The organism is Cupriavidus campinensis (assembly GCF_905397395.1).
GTDB classification, from domain to species: Bacteria; Pseudomonadota; Gammaproteobacteria; order Burkholderiales; family Burkholderiaceae; genus Cupriavidus; species Cupriavidus campinensis.
Genome location: NZ_CAJPVH010000001.1, coordinates 334,832 through 351,861, shown reverse-complemented (window position 1 = coordinate 351,861; position 17,030 = coordinate 334,832). Strand labels below are relative to the sequence as shown.

18 protein-coding genes are annotated in these 17,030 nt (G+C 67.3%); 10 read left to right on the top strand and 8 right to left on the bottom strand.

From position 1 onward, the window contains the following. The 4 genes from KHO18_RS01575 to pruA form a co-directional block, all read right to left on the bottom strand. A partial coding sequence (locus tag KHO18_RS01575; RefSeq protein ID WP_211942665.1) for an ATP-binding cassette domain-containing protein occupies window positions 1-246 on the bottom strand: 246 nt, incomplete at its 3' end. A gap of 1 nt (window position 247) precedes the next feature. Continuing rightward, window positions 248-1,018, bottom strand: a complete 771-nt coding sequence (locus KHO18_RS01570; protein ID WP_211942664.1) for an ABC transporter ATP-binding protein — start codon at window positions 1,016-1,018, stop codon at window positions 248-250. An 84-nt stretch (window positions 1,019-1,102) separates the two neighbouring features. Next, a complete protein-coding gene (locus KHO18_RS01565; RefSeq protein WP_144198140.1) occupies window positions 1,103-2,311 on the bottom strand; it encodes an ABC transporter substrate-binding protein in 1,209 nt (402 codons plus the stop codon). A gap of 45 nt (window positions 2,312-2,356) precedes the next feature. Next, complete coding sequence (gene pruA, locus KHO18_RS01560; RefSeq protein ID WP_211942663.1) at window positions 2,357-3,982, bottom strand: L-glutamate gamma-semialdehyde dehydrogenase; 1,626 nt, start codon at window positions 3,980-3,982, stop codon at window positions 2,357-2,359. A gap of 118 nt (window positions 3,983-4,100) precedes the next feature. Between pruA and KHO18_RS01555 the strand changes: the two genes are divergently transcribed. Next, on the top strand, window positions 4,101-4,772 hold the full coding sequence (locus tag KHO18_RS01555) for a GntR family transcriptional regulator (RefSeq protein ID WP_144198142.1): 672 nt from the start codon (window positions 4,101-4,103) through the stop codon (window positions 4,770-4,772). A gap of 6 nt (window positions 4,773-4,778) precedes the next feature. On the opposite strand, the gene KHO18_RS01550 is transcribed toward KHO18_RS01555, so the two are convergent. Next, a complete protein-coding gene (locus KHO18_RS01550) occupies window positions 4,779-5,390 on the bottom strand; it encodes a helix-turn-helix domain-containing protein (protein WP_144198143.1) in 612 nt (203 codons plus the stop codon). A gap of 98 nt (window positions 5,391-5,488) precedes the next feature. Between KHO18_RS01550 and kbl the strand changes: the two genes are divergently transcribed. From kbl to msuE, 9 genes are all read left to right on the top strand, one after another. Further along, window positions 5,489-6,691: a glycine C-acetyltransferase gene (gene kbl / locus KHO18_RS01545; protein WP_144198144.1), complete on the top strand. Its 1,203-nt coding sequence runs from the start codon at window positions 5,489-5,491 to the stop codon at window positions 6,689-6,691. Continuing rightward, complete coding sequence (locus KHO18_RS01540; RefSeq protein WP_144198145.1) at window positions 6,688-7,647, top strand: L-threonine 3-dehydrogenase; 960 nt, start codon at window positions 6,688-6,690, stop codon at window positions 7,645-7,647. Before kbl ends, KHO18_RS01540 begins: the two co-directional genes overlap by 4 nt. A 77-nt stretch (window positions 7,648-7,724) precedes the next feature. Further along, window positions 7,725-8,189, top strand: coding sequence for a MarR family winged helix-turn-helix transcriptional regulator (locus tag KHO18_RS01535; RefSeq protein ID WP_144198146.1), 465 nt, complete (start codon window positions 7,725-7,727; stop codon window positions 8,187-8,189). 5 nt (window positions 8,190-8,194) lie between these two features. Then, entirely contained in the window at window positions 8,195-10,171 is a 1,977-nt protein-coding gene (locus KHO18_RS01530; protein WP_211942662.1) for an FUSC family protein, read from the top strand. Beyond that, window positions 10,171-10,380: a DUF1656 domain-containing protein gene (locus KHO18_RS01525; RefSeq protein WP_092296794.1), complete on the top strand. Its 210-nt coding sequence runs from the start codon at window positions 10,171-10,173 to the stop codon at window positions 10,378-10,380. Before KHO18_RS01530 ends, KHO18_RS01525 begins: the two co-directional genes overlap by 1 nt. After that, on the top strand, window positions 10,377-11,252 hold the full coding sequence (locus tag KHO18_RS01520; protein WP_186296842.1) for an efflux RND transporter periplasmic adaptor subunit: 876 nt from the start codon (window positions 10,377-10,379) through the stop codon (window positions 11,250-11,252). The genes KHO18_RS01525 and KHO18_RS01520 overlap by 4 nt, the downstream gene beginning before the upstream one ends. Before the next feature lie 8 nt (window positions 11,253-11,260). Next, window positions 11,261-12,721 carry an efflux transporter outer membrane subunit gene (locus KHO18_RS01515; RefSeq protein ID WP_211942678.1) on the top strand — a complete coding sequence of 487 codons (1,461 nt, stop codon included), beginning with the start codon at window positions 11,261-11,263 and terminating at the stop codon, window positions 12,719-12,721. Between the two features lie 153 nt (window positions 12,722-12,874). Then, the gene (locus KHO18_RS01510; RefSeq protein WP_377731802.1) at window positions 12,875-13,630 is read left to right on the top strand and encodes a MetQ/NlpA family ABC transporter substrate-binding protein; all 756 of its coding nucleotides are present in this window, start codon (window positions 12,875-12,877) and stop codon (window positions 13,628-13,630) included. Window positions 13,631-13,722: 92 nt separating this feature from the next. Then, window positions 13,723-14,286 carry an FMN reductase gene (gene msuE / locus KHO18_RS01505; protein WP_211942660.1) on the top strand — a complete coding sequence of 188 codons (564 nt, stop codon included), beginning with the start codon at window positions 13,723-13,725 and terminating at the stop codon, window positions 14,284-14,286. Between the two features lie 40 nt (window positions 14,287-14,326). Here msuE and KHO18_RS01500 read toward each other — a convergent pair whose 3' ends face one another. From KHO18_RS01500 to fghA, 3 genes are all read right to left on the bottom strand, one after another. After that, a complete protein-coding gene (locus tag KHO18_RS01500) occupies window positions 14,327-14,575 on the bottom strand; it encodes a hypothetical protein (RefSeq protein WP_211942659.1) in 249 nt (82 codons plus the stop codon). 107 nt (window positions 14,576-14,682) lie between these two features. Continuing rightward, on the bottom strand, window positions 14,683-16,155 hold the full coding sequence (locus KHO18_RS01495) for an amidase (RefSeq protein WP_144198224.1): 1,473 nt from the start codon (window positions 16,153-16,155) through the stop codon (window positions 14,683-14,685). A gap of 25 nt (window positions 16,156-16,180) precedes the next feature. After that, a complete protein-coding gene (fghA, locus tag KHO18_RS01490; RefSeq protein ID WP_211942677.1) occupies window positions 16,181-17,029 on the bottom strand; it encodes an S-formylglutathione hydrolase in 849 nt (282 codons plus the stop codon). Window position 17,030: the final 1 nt, after the last annotated feature.

The window sequence follows — 17,030 nt, the reverse complement described above, 5'->3', positions numbered from 1 at the left end:
GTAATGCGCGATCTTGTGCGTGGGCAGACCAATGGTCTCGTGCCCGTTGACCTTGATCGAGCCCTTGCGGGCGCCGGTCAGGCCCATGATGGCGCGCATGGTGGTGGTGCGGCCCGCGCCGTTGCGGCCGAGCAGCGTCACCACTTCGCCGTGGTTCACGGTCAGGTCCACCCCGTGCAGGATGTGCGACTCGCCGTACCAGGCGTTCAGGTCCTTGATCTCAAGGGCGGGAGTGTTGGTGTTCATCTCAGTGCGCCCCCTGCAGTTCCGCGTCGACCGTGCCCATATAGGCTTCCATCACGCGCGGGTCCTTGGACACCTCCGCGTACGGCCCTTCGGCCAGGATCGCGCCGCGCTGGAGCACGGTGATCTTGTCGGCGATGGAGGACACCACGTTCATGTTGTGCTCCACCATCAGGATGGTGCGGCCCGCCGACACCTTCTTGATCAGCTGCGTCACGCGGTCCACGTCCTCGTGGCCCATGCCCTGCGTGGGCTCGTCCAGCAGCATCAGCTCGGGCTCCATCGCCAGCGTGGTGGCGATTTCCAGCGCGCGCTTGCGGCCGTACGGCAGGTTGACGGTGACAGTTTCGGCGAACTCGGTCAGGCCCACTTGCTCGAGCAGGTCCATCGCCCGGTCGTTGAGGACATCGAGCGAACGTTCGCTGCGCCAGAACTGGAACGAGGTGCCAAGCTGGCGCTGCAGGCCAATGCGCACGTTCTCGCGCACGGTCAGGTGCGGGAACACGGCGGATATCTGGAACGAACGGATCACACCGCGCCGCGCAATCTGCGCCGGTTTCTCGCGGGTGATGTCGATGCCGTTGAAAAGGATGGTGCCGGTGGTCGGCTCCAGGAATTTGGTAAGCAGGTTGAAGCAGGTCGTCTTGCCTGCGCCGTTGGGGCCGATCAATGCGTGGATCGAGCCGCGCCGCACCTGCAGGTCCACGCCGCTGACCGCCGTAAATCCCTTGAAGGACTTGGTCAGGTTGCGGACTTCTAGTACGTTGGTTTGCATGAGTCTCTTATAGGCTGCCGGTTGGCTCCCCTCCGTCTGCGAGAAAGCGGCAGGAGAGGAGAGCGAACCATGGCTGTCGTCTATTTACTTCTTCACCAGCGGGCACCGCGACTGCGACAGCGGCTGGAAGGCTTCCTCGGCCGGCACGGTGGCCACGAGCTTGAGGTAGTCCCACGGCGTCTTGGACTCGCTCGGCGCCTTCACTTCCATCAGGTACATGTCATGCATCATGCGGCCGTCGGCGCGGATATAGCCGTTCTTGGCGAACGCGTCGTTGATCTTGGCCTTCTTGAGCGCCGCCATCACGGTGTCCGAATCGTCGCTGCCGGTGGCCTGCACGGCCTTCAGGTACTGCAGCACGGCCGAGTACGTGCCGGCATGCACCATGTTCGGCATGCGCTTCATGCGGGCGAAGAAGCGTGCGCCGAATTCGCGCGTCTGCGGGTTCAGGTCCCAGTACCAGGCATCGGTCAGCTTCATGCGCTGCGTCAGCTTCAGGCCCAGGCTGTGCACGTCGCTGATGGTCATCAGCAGGCCCACCAGGGTCTGGTTGCGCGGCAGGCCGAAGTCGTTGGCCGCCTTGATGGCGTTGATGGTGTCACCGCCGCCGTTGGCCAGCGCCACCACCTGGGCCTTGCTGGCCTGGGCCTGGAGGATGAACGACGAGAAGTCCGACGCGTTCAGCGGGTGCTTGATGTTGCCGGCCACCGTGCCGCCGGACGCCTTCACCACATCCGCCGTGGCGGTTTCCAGCGACTGGCCGAACGCATAGTCGGCCGTCAGGAAGTACCAGCTCTTGAGGCCCTGCTTGACCATGGCCTTGCCGGCCACATTGGCCAGCGCGTACGTGTCATACACATAGTGGACGATGTACGGCGAGCACTCCTCGTTGGTGTGGCGCAGGTTGGCGCCACCGGTAATCAGCGAGATGCGCTTCTTCTCGGATGCGATGCGCGAGACGGCGAGCGCGACCGACGAGTTCGGCAGGTCGACGATGGCATCGACGCCGTCACGGTCGATCCACTCGCGCGCCTTGGCGCTGCCGATGTCCGCCTTGTTCTGGTGGTCGGCGGTGACCAGCTCGATCTTCTTGCCCGGCAGCCCATTGCCGAAATCCTCGATGGCCAGCTTGGCGGCCTCGACCGAACCCTTGCCGGCATAGTCAAGGTAGACGCCCGACAGGTCGGTCATCACGCCGATCTTGACGACATCTCCGGAAATCGCGGCGCTGGCAGCGCCGGCAAACGTGGAAAGGCTGAACGCCAGGGCGGACAGCAGGGTGGCTCGCTTCATCTCTTCTTCTCCGTGGTGGTGTTGCTAGAAAAGCTGGGCGGCTGCTCAGACCGCCATGTGCGCGTACCGGTAGTCGGCCGGCGGCACGAATGTTTCCTTGACCGTGCGTGGCGACACCCAGCGCAGCAGGTTCAGCGGCGAACCGGCCTTGTCGTTGGTGCCACTGCGGCGTGCGCCGCCGAACGGCTGCTGGCCGACCACCGCACCGGTCGGCTTGTCGTTGATGTAGAAGTTGCCGGCGGCGAAGCGCAGCACGCTGGAGGCCTGGGCAATAGCCGCGCGGTCCCTCGCAAAGATCGCGCCGGTCAGCGCGTAGGGGCTGGTGCCGTCCACCAGTTCGAGCACCTCGGGCCAGTGCGCGTCGGCGTAGACGTAGACCGAGAGCACCGGGCCGAACAGTTCGGTTTCCATCAGTGTGTGGTGCGGGTTGTCTACCTGGAGCACGGTCGGCGTGATGAAGTAGCCCACGCTGTCGTCGGCCTTGCCGCCGGTGACCAGCTTCACGGCGCTGTCGCTGGCGGCGCGTTGCAGGTGGCCATGGATGCGGTCGAACGCGCGGCGGTCGATCACGGCGCCCATGAAGTTGGTGAAGTCGGTCACATCGCCCATCTGGATGGTCTCGGCCATCGCCACCACGCGCTCGCGCACGGCCGGCCACAGCGAGGCGGGGATGTAGGCGCGCGACGCCGCGCTGCACTTCTGGCCCTGATACTCGAAGGCGCCGCGCAGCAGCGCCACGGCCAGCGTGTCGGCATCGGCGGACGGGTGGGCGAGCACGAAGTCCTTGCCGCCGGTTTCGCCGACCAGACGCGGATAGCTGCGGTAGCGCGACACATTGCAACCGACTTCGCCCCACAGTGTGTCGAACACGGCCGTCGAGCCGGTGAAGTGAATGCCGGCCAGTTCGGGCCGCGCCAGCACGGCGCCGCTGATCGCCACCGGGTCACCCGGCAGGAAGTTGATGACCCCCTTCGGCAGACCGGCGGCCTCGAGCAGCTCCATGAACAGGAAGTTCGACAGCGACGCCGTGGCGGCCGGCTTCCACAGCACGGTGTTGCCCATCAGCGCCGGGGCGATGGCCAGATTGCCGCCGATGGCCGTGAAGTTGAACGGCGTGACGGCGTAGACGAAGCCTTCCAGCGGACGGTATTCGAGGTGATTGCGCATGCCCGGCGACGAAATCGGCTGGCCGGCCGTCAGTTCGTGCGCGAACTGCACGTTGAAGCGCAGGAAGTCGATCAGTTCGCAGGCCGAGTCGATTTCGGCCTGGTAGGCGGTCTTGCTCTGGCCGAGCATGGTCGCCGCGTTCAGGCGGGCGCGCCACGGGCCGGCCAGCAGGTCGGCGGCCTTGAGGAAGACGGCGGAGCGCTCGGCCAGCGTGGCGTTGGCCCAGTCGCGCTGGGCGGCCACGGCGGCGTCGATGGCGGCGTGGATGGTGGCCTGGCCGGCGTTGTGGACTTCGCCCAGGCGGTGGGCGTGAGCGTGCGGGGCGCGCACGTCGGTGATATCGCCGCTGCGGATGCGCTCGCCGCCCACGATGGCCGGGATCTCGCGCACCAGACCTTGCTGCTTGTCGAGTTCCGCCGTCAGCGCGATGCGTTCGGCGCTGCCCGGGGCGTAGTTCAGGACCGTTTCATTGATGGATTTTGGATAGGAATTGTTTGAAGACATATACGTTACACGCTTCTTTGGATATGAATACTAATAAATTGGATCCAGTTTAGCAGTCGGGATATTCAGGCACAATAGGGGCCTCACTCGAATCGCATACCGATCTCCAGCACCTCCCATGTCCACGCAAACGGGCCGCGCAAGCGCCCCTACCAAGGGTTTACCCCAGATCATTCGCGATCAGCTTCGCTACGAAATTCAGAAAGGCACGTTGCCGGCGGGGGCGCAGTTGCGCCAGGACGCGCTGGCGGAACGCTTCAACGCGAGCCGCATTCCCGTGCGGGAAGCGCTGCGCCAGCTTGAATCGGAAGGGCTCGTCACCTACCAGCGCAACCGTGGCGCGGTGGTGTCAGGCATGGATGCGACGCAGATCTGCGAGCTGCTAGATATCCGCGTCGCCCTGGAATGCCACGCGGCGCGCATCGGCGTGCCGAACATGGTTCAGCAGGATTTCCAGCAGATGCAGGAGATTCTGGACGCGTACTCGCAGTCGGAGTCGCTCGTGGAGTGGGCCGAGTACAACCGGCGCTTCCACCTGGCGCTGTGCGCGCCGGCCAACAACAAGCGGCTGCGGCGGCTGATCGAGGAGTTCTGCCTGAACACGGACCGCTACACGCACGAGCAGATGTCGATGGCCACCGGCAAGGAAGGCCCGCAGGCGGACCACTATCGCATTCTGGAAGCGTGCAAGGCGCGCGATGCCGAGAAGGTGGCGTCGCTGCTCGAGGAGCACATCCTCGAGACCAAGCGCAATCTGCTCGCCAGCGAGCGGATGAAGGAAGTGGATTAAATCAAATCAGGCGGGGTGCACCACCACGAGCAGCGCCGTGGCGGCACTCTTGCCCGGATTGGCGATGGCATGGGCCACGTCCGCGCCATAACGCGCGGTATCGCCATGCTTCAGCTTTTTCTCGTCCTCCGCGGCACGCACGGTCATTGACCCGCTCAGCACCGACAGGTGCTCCTGCGTGCCCGCGTCATGCGGCTCGGACGCCAGCACCCCACCGGGCTGGATCGTCAGCTCATACCACTCGAATTTCCCTGCCAGGTCGATCGGCCCAAGGATGCGCAGTTCGCAGCGTCCGTCCGGGCTTTTCAGCGCCGGGATGGCGTGCGGCTGCACCACGGCAATCGCCGGCGCCGGCGCGCTCACCGCGCCATTGGCCAGGAAGTCCGCCAGGTTCACACCCAGCGCGTTGGCCAGCCGCCACAGCACGGCCACCGTCGGATTGGTGAGATTCCGTTCGATCTGGGACAGCATAGACTTGGAGACACCGGCGCGGCGCGACAGGTCGTCCAGCGACAGCTGCTGGGCCTGCCGCAGCGCCTGGAGCGCGCCTCCCACGGCGGGCGGCCCATCGGACTGGATGGGCGGCTTGGGGGTGTTGGGCGGGGAGGGTTGCGTCATCGTCATGTGTTCGTTATAGTGCACGAACCGTTCGTTATATAGAACATGTTCGATTTATCGAATCGAACGACCGAGACACTACCACCGGGAGCCGGGCCATGTCGAGTGCCGAGACCTTCTACGCATCCATCCGCGCGGAACTGGATGCCATCCGCGACGCGGGGCTGTACAAGCGCGAGCGCATCATCGCCACGCCGCAGGGCGCGGTCATCCGCACGGCCGACGGGCGGGAAGTAATCAACCTCTGCGCCAACAACTACCTGGGGCTGTCCTCGCACCCGCAGGTGATCGAGGCCGCCCACGAAGCCTTGCGCACCCACGGCTTCGGCCTCAGCTCGGTGCGCTTCATCTGCGGCACGCAGGACCTCCACAAGACGCTGGAGGCGCGGCTGGCCCGCTTCCTCGGTACCGAAGACACCATCCTCTACGGCTCCGCCTTCGACGCCAACGGCGGCCTGTTCGAGACCCTGCTGGGCCCGGAAGACGCCGTGATCAGCGACGCGCTGAACCATGCGTCGATCATCGACGGCATCCGGCTCTCCAAGGCGCGCCGCTACCGTTACCAGCACAACGACCTGGACGATCTGCGCGCCCAACTGCAACAGGCCGATGCCGACGGCGCGCGCTTCAAGCTGGTGTTCACCGACGGCGTGTTCTCGATGGACGGCACCGTGGCGCGCCTGGATGAAATCCGTGCGATCTGCGACGAGTTCGGCGCGCTGCTCGGCATCGACGAATGCCACGCCACCGGCTTCATGGGCGCGCGCGGGCGCGGCACGCACGAGGCGCGCGGCGTGTTCGGCAAGATCGACATCATCACCGGCACGCTCGGCAAGGCGCTGGGCGGCGCCTCGGGCGGCTTCACCAGCAGCCGCAAGGAAGTGGTGGAACTGCTGCGTCAGCGCTCGCGTCCGTATCTGTTCTCGAATACCGTGGCCCCGGCCATCGTCGGCGCCAGCATTGCCGTGCTGGACATCCTGGAGGCCAGCACAGACCTGCGCGACCGGCTCGAGCGCAACACCGCGTTCTTCCGCCGGGGCATTGCCGCGCTGGGCTTCGACATCAAGCCGGGCGACCATCCGATCGTCCCGATCATGGTCTACGATGCTGAGAAAGCCCAGCAGCTTGCCGAGCGGCTGCTGGCGCTGGGCGTCTACGTGGTGGGCTTCTTCTACCCCGTGGTACCGAAGGGCCAGGCGCGCATCCGCGTGCAGCTGAGCGCGGTGCACGACGAAGCCACGCTGCAACGCGCGCTGGACGCCTTCGCGCAGGCGGGCCGTGAACTGGGGCTGATTCGATGAGCCAGGCAGTGAGCAAGCCGCAGATTCTGATCATCGGCGCCAACGGGCAACTGGGTTCCGAACTCGCGCTGGCGCTGGCCGAGCGCCACGGGCGCGAGCATGTGGTCACCTCGGACGTGGTGCCCACCGGCCGCCACGTGCATATCGCCCATGAAATGCTGAACGTGACCGACCGGGGCGAACTGGCCACGGTGGTGGAGCGCCACGGCATCACCCAGATCTACCTGCTGGCCGCCGCGCTTTCCGCCACGGGCGAGAAGGCCCCGCAGTGGGCGTGGAACCTGAACATGACCGGGCTGCTGAACGTGCTGGAACTGGCGCGCCAGCAGGGCATCGAGCGGGTGTTCTGGCCCAGTTCGATCGCCGCGTTCGGCCCCACCACGCCCGCCGTGAACACCCCGCAGAAAACCATCATGGAGCCGACCACGGTCTACGGCATTTCCAAGCAGGCGGGCGAGGGCTGGTGTCGCTGGTACTTCGAGAACCACGGTGTGGATGTACGCAGCGTGCGCTATCCGGGGCTGATCTCGCACAAGACCCCGCCCGGCGGCGGCACCACCGACTATGCGGTCGATATCTTCCACCACGCGGTGCGCGGCGAACCGTACGACTGCTTTCTGGAGTCCGACGAGCGACTGCCGATGATGTATATGCCCGACGCGATCCGCGCCACGCTGGAGCTGATGGAAGCGCCGCGCGAGTCGATCCGCGAGCGGGGCAGCTACAACCTCGCCGGCATGAGCTTCACCCCGGCCGAGATTGCCGAGGCGATCCGCCGCCGGGTGCCGGACTTCGTTGTGCGCTATGCCCCGGACTACCGGCAGGCCATCGCCCGGGGCTGGCCGGATTCGATCGACGACAGCGCTGCGCGCACCGACTGGGGCTGGCAGCCGAAGTTCGGCCTCGCGGAAATGGTCGATGACATGCTGGAGAACCTGAAGACGGCCGCCGGGTAAGCGCCGCCCACGCCACGTGAACTAGTTCGGAAAGAAATAGTTTGCATCCTAATTAATTCACGTCTATCATTCGGCGCATGCCCAAGATAGACGCCCTCCTATTTGCCTTTACCGGCCAGCTCATGCTGGCGGGCCGCCAGTGGCGCCAGATCAGCCAGGCGTCGGTCACGGCACACGGTATCTCCGCAGCGGCCGCCGCGCCGCTGCTCTTCATTCGCCGCCTCGGCGGCGGGGTGCGCCAGGTGACGCTGGCGGACTACGTGGGCGTGGAAGGCGCCACGCTGGTCCGTCTGGTCGATCAACTGAGCGCTGCCGGGCTGGTCCGCCGCGAGGTGGACCCCAGCGATCGCCGCGCCAACGTGCTCTCGCTCACCGAGGCCGGTGAGCGCATGGCCGAGCAGATCGAAGCCGAACTCAAGCAACTGCGCGCCGAAGTGTTCGCCGAGATCAGCGAGACTGACCTCGAAGCCACGCTGCGCGTGCTGGGCGCCTTGTACAAGGCCTCAGGGGCCGCTTCCGCGGCGGCCAAGCTGGAGTCCTGAGCATCATGGGCAGTTGGCCATCCGCACGGGACTGGGTTTTCTCGTTCAAGGCGTTTGCCGCCGCCATGCTGGCGCTCTGGATCGCGATGTACATGGGCCTGCCGCGTCCGTACTGGGCGATGGCGTCCGTCTACGTGGTGGCACATCCGCTGACCGGCGCCACGCGCTCCAAGGCGCTGTACCGCGTGCTCGGCACGCTGATGGGCGCCGCGGCCGGCGTGGCGATGGTGCCCTCGCTGGTCAATTCGCCGCCGCTGCTGATGGGCGCCGTGGCGCTCTGGACCGGCTGCCTGCTCTACATCGCCCTGTTGCACCGCACCCCGCGCAGTTACGTCTTCATGCTGGCCGCCTACACGCTGCCGCTGGTGGCGCTGCCGGCGGTGGACAATCCCACCGCCATCTTCGATATCGCCATTGCCCGGGCCGAGGAAATCAGCCTGGGCATCCTGTGTGCGGCCGTGGTCGGCGCCGTGGTGTTCCCGGCGAGCGTGGCGGACGTGCTGCGCCACAAGTCGCGCCAGTGGATGGCCGACGCCGCACTCTGGGCCGGCGACATGCTCTCGCCCAGCCCCGGCATGCAGGTCACGCGCCACCAGAGCCGCCACCGCCTGGCCGCCGACATCCTGGCCCTCGATCAACTCATCAGCCAGCTGGGCTACGACACCGAAAGCATCGCCCGGGTGCGTGCCGCGCGTGAACTGCGCGGGCGCATGACGATGCTGCTGCCGGTGATGTCCTCGCTGGCGTCCATCGTGGAATCGCTCCAGGCCGCCGGCGGCTTGCCGGACACCCTGCGTGCCCAGATGCAAGCGGCCCGCGCGTGGATTCAGGGCGGGGCGGTGGACGCGCCGCCGGTGCTGACCAGTACGCCGCTGGAACCGGGCTGGGACGCCGCGCTGGTCACCGCCGCCGAAGACCGCCTGCAACAGATGGTGGCGCTGTGGCGCGACTGCGTGTCCCTGTGCCGGCGCATGGGCGAGCGCGACGTGCGCGGCGGCTGGGTGCCCGAGTTCCGGCGCTGGGACGTCGGTCAGACCCGCCACTACGACCACGGCCTGCTGCTGTTCTCCACCGTCACGGTGGCGCTGTCTATCTTCACCATGGGCATGCTGTGGATCCACATGGGCTGGGCCGATGGCGCCGGCGCGGTGGCGCTGGGCGCGGTGTCGTGCTGCTTCTTTGCCGCCCTGGACGAACCCGCGCCGATGATCCAGTCATTCTTCAACTGGAACGTGGTGTGCATGGTGATCTCGATGGTGTTCCTGTTCGCCGTGCTGCCCGTGGCACATGATTTCGAGATGCTGGTGCTGATGTTCGCCGTGCCGTACCTGATCATCGGCCTGCTGGTGGCGCAGCCGCGCCTGGCGATGATCGGCATGCCGCTGGCGGTGGTCACGGCCAACGACATCGGCATCTCGGGTGCCTACAGCGCGGACTTCCATACCTTCTTCAACAGCAATATCGCTGGCATCGCTGGCATCGCGTTCGCGCTGGTCTGGACGCTGGTGATGCGGCCGTTCGGCACCGCCGCCGCCACGCGCCGGCTGGTGCGATCCAGTTGGGGCGATATCGCCGACAACGCAGTGGGCACCCGCCCCGAGGAACACACCCGGCTGCGCGCGCGCATGCTGGACCGGCTGGCGCAACTGGTGCCCCGGCTGGCCGCCAGCGAGAGCGAGGTATCGCCCGATGGCTTCAGCGAGGTGCGCGTGGAGCTGACCACGCTGGCGCTCCAGCGCGAGATGCCCAGCCTGTCGGCGCCCGAGCAGCATGCCATCAAGCGCGTGCTGCGCAGCGTGGCCGGCTACTACCAGGCGCGGCTGGACGGCAAGCGCGACGCACCGCCGCCGGCGCTGCACACGCGGCTGGCCAACGCGCAGCGCAAGGTGCAGTCGCGCATCGCGCTGGCTGCCCTGGTGGAGATGCAAGTGGCCCTGTTCCCGCCGGCCGTGATGCCGGCCCCTGTTACCGGAGGCGCCTGATGCCCGGCGAATTCAGTCTTTATGGCGTGTTCATCCCCAGCCTGCTGGTGTGGATGCTGGCCGCCTTTGCCATCACGAGTGGCGCGCGTGCAGTGCTGACGCGCCTGGGGTTCTACAAGCTCGTGTGGCACCGTTCTCTGTTCAATCTGGCGCTGTACGCGATCGTCCTGGGTGGGGTGGTTGCCGTGGTGCCGTGGTTCCAATCATGAAATTCAAACTCTCTTCGCTCGGGCCAGTCGTGCTGACGCTGGCCGTCACCGCCGTGGGCGCGGTTGTCGTCAAGCATCTGTGGGATTACTACACCGTGGCGCCGTGGACGCGCGACGGGCATATCCGCGCCGAGGTGGTGCAGGTGGCCCCCGATGTCTCGGGCCTGGTCACGCGCATCGCCGTCAAGGACAACCAGCGCGTGAAGGCTGGCGACCTGCTGTTCGAGATTGACCATGAACGCTACGCGCTGGCGCTGCGCCAGGCCCAGGCCACGGCTGCTGCAATGCGCGCCAGCCTGGCCCAGTACCGCCGCGAGGCGAACCGCAGCCAGAAGCTGGCCGAGGTGGTGTCGCGGGAAGTGATCGAGGAAGGGCTGGCCCGGGTGCAGCAGGGCGAGGCCACGCTGGCGCAGGCCGAAGCCGCCGTGGACGTGGCCAAGCTGAACCTGGACCGCACGCGCGTGGTGAGCCCGGTGGAGGGCTACGTCAACGACCGCCTGCCGCGCCTGGGTGACTACGTGAGCACCGGCAAGCCCGTGCTGTCGATGGTCGATGCCCGGTCCTTCCATGTGGAAGGCTACTTCGAGGAAACCAAGCTGCACGGCATCCATATCGGCAGCCCGGTGGACATCCGCATCATGGGCGAGAAGGGCGTGCTGCATGGCCATGTGCAAAGCATCGCAGCCGGCATCGAGGACCGTGACCGCACCAGCAGCAACAGCCTGCTGCCCAACATCAATCCCACGTTCAACTGGGTGCGTCTGGCGCAGCGCGTGCCGGTGCGGATCCAGTTCGACCAGATGCCCGCCGACGTGCGGCTGGTGGCCGGACGTACCGCCACGGTCTCGGTGACCGGAGGAGGTACGCAGTGAACAGCGCAGTGAGTCGCTTCACCCGTGCCACGCTGGCGGGGTTGCTCCCGCTCGCGCTGGCAGCCTGCATGACCGTCGGCCCTGACCACAAGGTGCCCGGGGATGCCGTGGTCAACGCCACCACCGCCAACGGCCCGTTCCAGGGTGCCGACAACCCGGCGGTGTCGATCGGCGAGGTGCCCAACGACTGGTGGAAGCTCTATGACGACCCGAAGATCGAGGGGCTGGTGAAGCAGGCGCTCGTCGCCAACACCGACCTGCGCGTGGCCGCCGCCAACCTGAAGCGCGCCATCGCCGTGTATCACGAGGTGGAAGCGGAGAACCTCCCCGAGGCCAAGTTCCGCGCCAGCGCGGAGCGCGGCCAGATTGCCGGCGAGCCGCTGCTGAAGGAAGAAAAGATCCCGGCGATGAACTTCGGCGACATCGGCTTCGACGTGTCGTACCTGATCGACTTCTGGGGCAAGCTCACCCGCGCCGATGAAGCCGCGCTGGCCGGCGCGCAGGCCAGCCAGGCGGCGCTGGACCAGGCCCGCGTAGGCGTGGTTGCGGAAACCGTGCGCGCCTATATGCAGGGCTGCACTGCCACGCATGAACTGCACGTGGCCCAGCATCAGCTCGACCTCCAGGTGCGCGGCGCGCAGCTCGCCCAGAAGATGGTCGATGCGGGACGCGGCATGCCCACGGACGTGCTGCGCGCACAGGCGCAGGCCGATGCGCTGCGCGCCGTGCTGCCCAGGTACCGCGCCGAGCAGGAAGGCGCCGCCTATCGGCTGGCCGTGATGCTGGGCAAGCCGCCCACCGCGCTGGACATGTCGAGCGTGGCGTGCGAGCACGTGCCCACGCTGCGCCAGGCCCTGCCGGTGGGCGATGGCGCGGCGCTGCTCAAGCGCCGTCCGGACGTCCGTCAGGCCGAGCGGGAACTGGCTTCGGCGACGGCCAAGATCGGCGTGGCAACGGCGGACCTCTATCCGCAGATCCGCATCGGCGCCTCGGCGGGGTTCACCGGCATTCTGGATCACCTGGGCCAGGCGCCGACCGCGCACTGGGGCTGGGGCCCGGCGATCTCGTGGACGATTCCGACCAGCGGCACGCGCGCCCGCATCCACAACATGGAAGCCGGCGCCGAGGGCGCGCTGGCCCACTTCGATGGCGTGGTGCTGCGCGCGCTGCGCGAGACGCAAAGCGCGCTCTCCAGCTACACGCACGAACTCGAGCGCAACCAGGCGCTGCGCGACGCACGCGACAAGGCCGACGAGGCCGCCAGGCACAACCGGCTGCTGTATCAGGCAGGGCGCTCGCCGTACCTGCAGAGCCTGGACGCGGACCGCACGCTGGCTAACAACGACGCCGCGCTGGCCGCCTCGGACGCGCAGATCGCCATGGACCAGATCAACCTGTTCGTGGCGCTGGGCGGGGGCTGGCAGGACGCGCCGGCCGTGGCGAGCCACCCGGTCGGCAAGGAACATTGAGGTAAAGTTTCGTCCCGGCCGCGTCCACCCGACGCGGCCCCGCCGCCGCCGATCCGCGCGCGCGGCCTTCGATCCTGAGGAAAAAGACGTATGAAGACGCTTTCGTTCGCAAAGACCCTGTCCGCCGCCATGGTGGTGGCGACATTTGGCGTGATGGCCGCCGGCAACGCTGTGGCCCAGGAACAGACCGTGCGCGTGGGCACCGTGAGCGGCCCGGACGCCGAGGTCTGGCAAGTGGTGCAGAAGGTGGCCAAGCGCAACGGCCTGAACGTGAAGGTGGTGGAGTTCAACGACTACGTGCAGCCGAACGCCGCGCTGGACGCCGGCGATCTGGACGCCAACAGCTTCCAGCACCAGCCGTACCTGGACAGCCAGGTCAAGCAGCGCGGCTACAAGATGGTCAGCGTGGGCTACACCTATATCTCGCCGCTGGGCATGTATGCGCAGAAACTGAAGTCGCCGAAGGACCTGCCACAGGGCGCGAAGGTGGCCGTGCCGAACGACCCGTCGAACGAGAACCGCGCGCTGCTGCTGCTGGCCGCGCAGGGCGTGATCAAGCTGAAGCCGGGCGTGGGCACCAACGGCGTGAACGCCACGCCGCTGGACGTGGCCGAGAACCCGAAGAAACTGAAAATCGTGGAACTGGACGCCGCCCAGCTGGCGCGCGCCCTGCCTGACGTGAGCGCGGCGGTGATCAACACCAACTACGCGCTCGCCGCCGGCCTCCAGCCGACCAAGGACGCCATCGCCATGGAAGACATCCGCAGCCCGTACGCGAACATCATCGTGGTGCGCGCGCAGGACAAGGACAAGCCGTGGGTCAAGAAACTCGTGGCGGCGTACCAGTCGGAAGACGTGCGCCAGTTCATGAAGGAAAAGTACAAGGGCGCGATGGTGCCGTCGTTCTGATCGGCACTTCATCTATCCATACTCGAATTCCTTCGTTCGCCCTCGGCGGCGACGGCGCTAAGGTAGGGGTCGATCCAAACGGAGGTACACCAGTGGTCACACCCCTCAAAGTCGTCGCCGTCAATGGCAGTGTCCATCAGCCCTCGCGCACGCGGGTGCTGGTGGAGGCACTGCTCGGGGCGCTGGAAGAACGGCTCGTGCTCGACACCCGCGTCGTGGACCTGAGCGAGATTGCCCGCCCGCTGGGCGGCGCGCTGTCGCGCGAGGAACTGCCTGCGGAGATCGAGGCACAACTGGCGGACATCGAATCGGCAGACCTGCTGATCGCCGCCGCGCCGGTCTACCGTGGCTCGTTCCCGGGCCACTTCAAGCATCTGTTCGATCTGGTCGGGATGAACGCGCTGGTCCATACGCCGGTGCTGCTGGCCGCCACCGGCGGCAGTGAGCGGCACGCGCTGGTGCTGGAGCACCAGCTGCGCCCGCTGTTCGGCTTCCTCCAGGCGCTGACGCTGCCGATTGGCGTGTATGCGTCCACGGCGGATTTCGATGGCTATCAGGTCGGCAATGGCCCGTTGCAGGAGCGCATTCGTCTCGCGGCGGACCGTGCGGCGCCGCTGTTTGCCAGCCACGCGCGCCAGTTGCTGCGCGTGGCCTGAGGACTGGCCTGAGCTGGCCTGACCTGGCCGGACCCGGGGCTCAGATTCCCAGGATCTTCTTCGCGTCGCCTAGCGATTTCATCGAGGCGTCGTGATTGCCGGCCTTGTGCTGCGCTTCGCCGTCGGCACGCAGCTTCTGGACCTTGGTCATGTCGGCCTGCGAAAGCGCCGGCTTGGTCGCCAGTTTCGCGTCGATGGCCTTCATCTCGTTGGGGCAGTTATGCGCCAGCGCGGCACCGCTCGCGAAGAGCAGGCCCAGCGCCAGGGCGATGTGACGTGAAGTGCCCATGGCAGGCTCCTTCCTACGGGGATGGGGAGCCTTCAGGATAGTGCACCGAGGTCAGTCCGCTGGGATCAATCCGCTGGGGTCAATCCGCTGGGGTCAGTCGGCCGAGGTCAGTCCACCATCGCCGGCGGCAGCCGGCTACCCACCCAGTCGCGCGCCTGCTCATAGGCCGCCGCGAGTTGCAGCACGCCCAGGTCGTCGCGCGGGCGGCCGATCAGCTGCATGCCCATCGGCAATCCTTCCGCACTGAAGCCCACCGGCACGCTGATGACCGGCGAGCCGGACAGCGTCCACGCCACCACCACCTCCATCCAGCGGTGATAGGTATCCATTTGCCGGCCGGCGATCGATTTCGGCCACGGCTGCTTCACATCGAACGGGAACACCTGCGCCGAGGGCACCGCCACGTAGTCGAACGTGGCGAAGGTGCGTTGCAGCGCGTTGTACCACGCCGAACGTTCGGTGCTGGCGGTGTAGAGGTCGCTGGCGGTCAGGTTCAGCGCGCCTTCGATCTCCCAGATGGCCTCGGGCTTCAGTTGTGCGCGCGTGGCCGGGTTGCGGTAGAGCGCCATGCGCGCGTTGCCGACGAGGAAATGCCGATGGGTCAGCCAGACCTGCCAGATCTTGTCGGGCGGGTAGGGCGCGCCGATGGCCTCCACGCTGACGCCGAAGTCCGGGAAGAAGCGCAGCGCCTGCTCGCACAGCGGCAGGATGCCGTCTTCCATCGGCAGGTAGCCGCCCCAGTCGCCCAGCCAGGCCACGCGCTTGCCGGTGAGGCCGGTGCGCAGCACGTCCGCCACGTTTGCCGGCGTGAGCGAGGCCAGCACCGGGTCGGCCGGCAACGCCTGCGGGGTGCGTGTGTCCGGGCCGGCCTGCGTGGCCAGCAGCAGGGCGAGGTCCGCCACCGTGCGTGCCATCGGCCCTTCGCAGCCAAGCTGCGGCAGGAACAGTTCGGGCGTGGGGCCGTAGGGCACGCGGCCCGCCGAGGGCCGGAAGCCGAACACGTTGCAGTAGCCGGCCGGGTTGCGCAGGGAGCCGCCAAAGTCGCTGCCGTCCGCCACGGGCAGCATGCGCAGCGCCAGTGCCGCCGCGGCGCCGCCACTGCTGCCGCCCGCCGTGCGCGTGGCATCGTACGGATTCAGCGTGGCGCCGTAGACCGGGTTGAACGTCTGCGAGCCCAGCCCGAACTCGGGCGTGTTGGTCTTGCCGATCAGGATTGCCCCGGCGCGCCGCGCGCGCTCGACCACGACGCCATCGCTGGCCGGCACGTTGTCCTTGTAGATCGGCGAGCCGAAGGTGGTGCGGATGCCGCGCGTCATCGCCAGGTCCTTGGGCGCCTGTGGCATGCCATGCATCCAGCCTGCGGAGCGGCCCGCCGCCAGCGCTTCGTCGGCGGCGGCGGCCTCGGCCATCAGCGCCGCCTCGTCGCGCAGCGCCACGATGGCGTTGCTGCCCGGGTTGACCTGCGCGATATGGGCCAGATAGGCGGCCATGACCTGCCGGCAAGATACTTCGCCACCGTGGATGGCCTGCGACAGCGCCCGCGCGGACAGCATGACGATGGGATCGGCGGCGTAAGGCATGGCGTGCTCGGTGTCAGAGTCAGAGTCAGAGTTGGGCGGCGTGGTGCCGGATATGGTCGGCAATGAACGTCTGGATGAAGTAGTAGCCGTGGTCATAGCCGGCGTGGCGGCGCAGCGTCAGCGGCTGGCCGGCCACCTTGCAGGCAGCCTCGAACGCTTCCGGATGCAGTTGTTCCTCAAGGAAGCGGTCGGCCAGACCCTGGTCGATCAGGATGCCGGCCGGGAAGGGCGGTGCATCCTGCCCGGTCATCAGCTCGCTGGCGTCGTGCTCGGCCCAGCGCACCGGATCGTTGCCCAGGTAGCCACTGAACGCCTTGACGCCCCACGGGCACTTCATCGGCGCGGCAATCGGCGCGAAGGCGGACACCGAGCGGAAACGGTGCGGATAGCGTTGCGCCAGCACCAGCGCCCCGTGGCCGCCCATCGAATGGCCGAAGATGCCCACGCGCGCGGCATCGCCGGGCAGTTCCGTGGTGGCGATGGCGAACAGCTCGCTCGCCACGTAGCTCTCCATATGCCAGTGCATGTGCCACGGCGCCTCGGTGGCATCCACGTAGAAGCCGGCCCCGACGCCGAAGTCCCAGCTGTCGGCCTCGCCCGGCGCGTTGGCCCCGCGCGGGCTGGTATCGGGCGAGATCAGCATCATGCCGTGCTCGGCGGCGTAGCGCTGGGCGTCGGCCTTGATCGGGAAGGTTTCCTCGGTGCAGGTCAGCCCGGCCAGGTAGAACAGCGCCGGCACGCGGGCGGTGCCCGTGCCCAGCGCTTCCTTCGGCAGGAACACCGAGAACCGCATCGGCAGCCCGATGGCCGCCGAGTGGTGCCGGTAGAAGCGCTGCACGCCGCCGTGGCAGCCGTGCTCGGCGAGCAGTTCCAGG

What these genes read in the sequence shown, in the direction of transcription:
- KHO18_RS01570 (WP_211942664.1), bottom strand. Translation starts at nt 1,018, where the DNA reads ATGCAAACCAACGTACTAGAAGTCCGCAACCTGACCAAGTCCTTCAAG.
- KHO18_RS01565 (WP_144198140.1), bottom strand. Translation starts at nt 2,311, where the DNA reads ATGAAGCGAGCCACCCTGCTGTCCGCCCTGGCGTTCAGCCTTTCCACG.
- pruA (WP_211942663.1), bottom strand. Translation starts at nt 3,982, where the DNA reads ATGTCTTCAAACAATTCCTATCCAAAATCCATCAATGAAACGGTCCTG.
- KHO18_RS01555 (WP_144198142.1), top strand. Translation starts at nt 4,101, where the DNA reads ATGTCCACGCAAACGGGCCGCGCAAGCGCCCCTACCAAGGGTTTACCC.
- KHO18_RS01550 (WP_144198143.1), bottom strand. Translation starts at nt 5,390, where the DNA reads ATGACGCAACCCTCCCCGCCCAACACCCCCAAGCCGCCCATCCAGTCC.
- kbl (WP_144198144.1), top strand. Translation starts at nt 5,489, where the DNA reads ATGTCGAGTGCCGAGACCTTCTACGCATCCATCCGCGCGGAACTGGAT.
- KHO18_RS01540 (WP_144198145.1), top strand. Translation starts at nt 6,688, where the DNA reads ATGAGCCAGGCAGTGAGCAAGCCGCAGATTCTGATCATCGGCGCCAAC.
- KHO18_RS01535 (WP_144198146.1), top strand. Translation starts at nt 7,725, where the DNA reads ATGCCCAAGATAGACGCCCTCCTATTTGCCTTTACCGGCCAGCTCATG.
- KHO18_RS01530 (WP_211942662.1), top strand. Translation starts at nt 8,195, where the DNA reads ATGGGCAGTTGGCCATCCGCACGGGACTGGGTTTTCTCGTTCAAGGCG.
- KHO18_RS01525 (WP_092296794.1), top strand. Translation starts at nt 10,171, where the DNA reads ATGCCCGGCGAATTCAGTCTTTATGGCGTGTTCATCCCCAGCCTGCTG.
- KHO18_RS01520 (WP_186296842.1), top strand. Translation starts at nt 10,377, where the DNA reads ATGAAATTCAAACTCTCTTCGCTCGGGCCAGTCGTGCTGACGCTGGCC.
- KHO18_RS01510 (WP_377731802.1), top strand. Translation starts at nt 12,875, where the DNA reads ATGGCCGCCGGCAACGCTGTGGCCCAGGAACAGACCGTGCGCGTGGGC.
- KHO18_RS01500 (WP_211942659.1), bottom strand. Translation starts at nt 14,575, where the DNA reads ATGGGCACTTCACGTCACATCGCCCTGGCGCTGGGCCTGCTCTTCGCG.
- KHO18_RS01495 (WP_144198224.1), bottom strand. Translation starts at nt 16,155, where the DNA reads ATGCCTTACGCCGCCGATCCCATCGTCATGCTGTCCGCGCGGGCGCTG.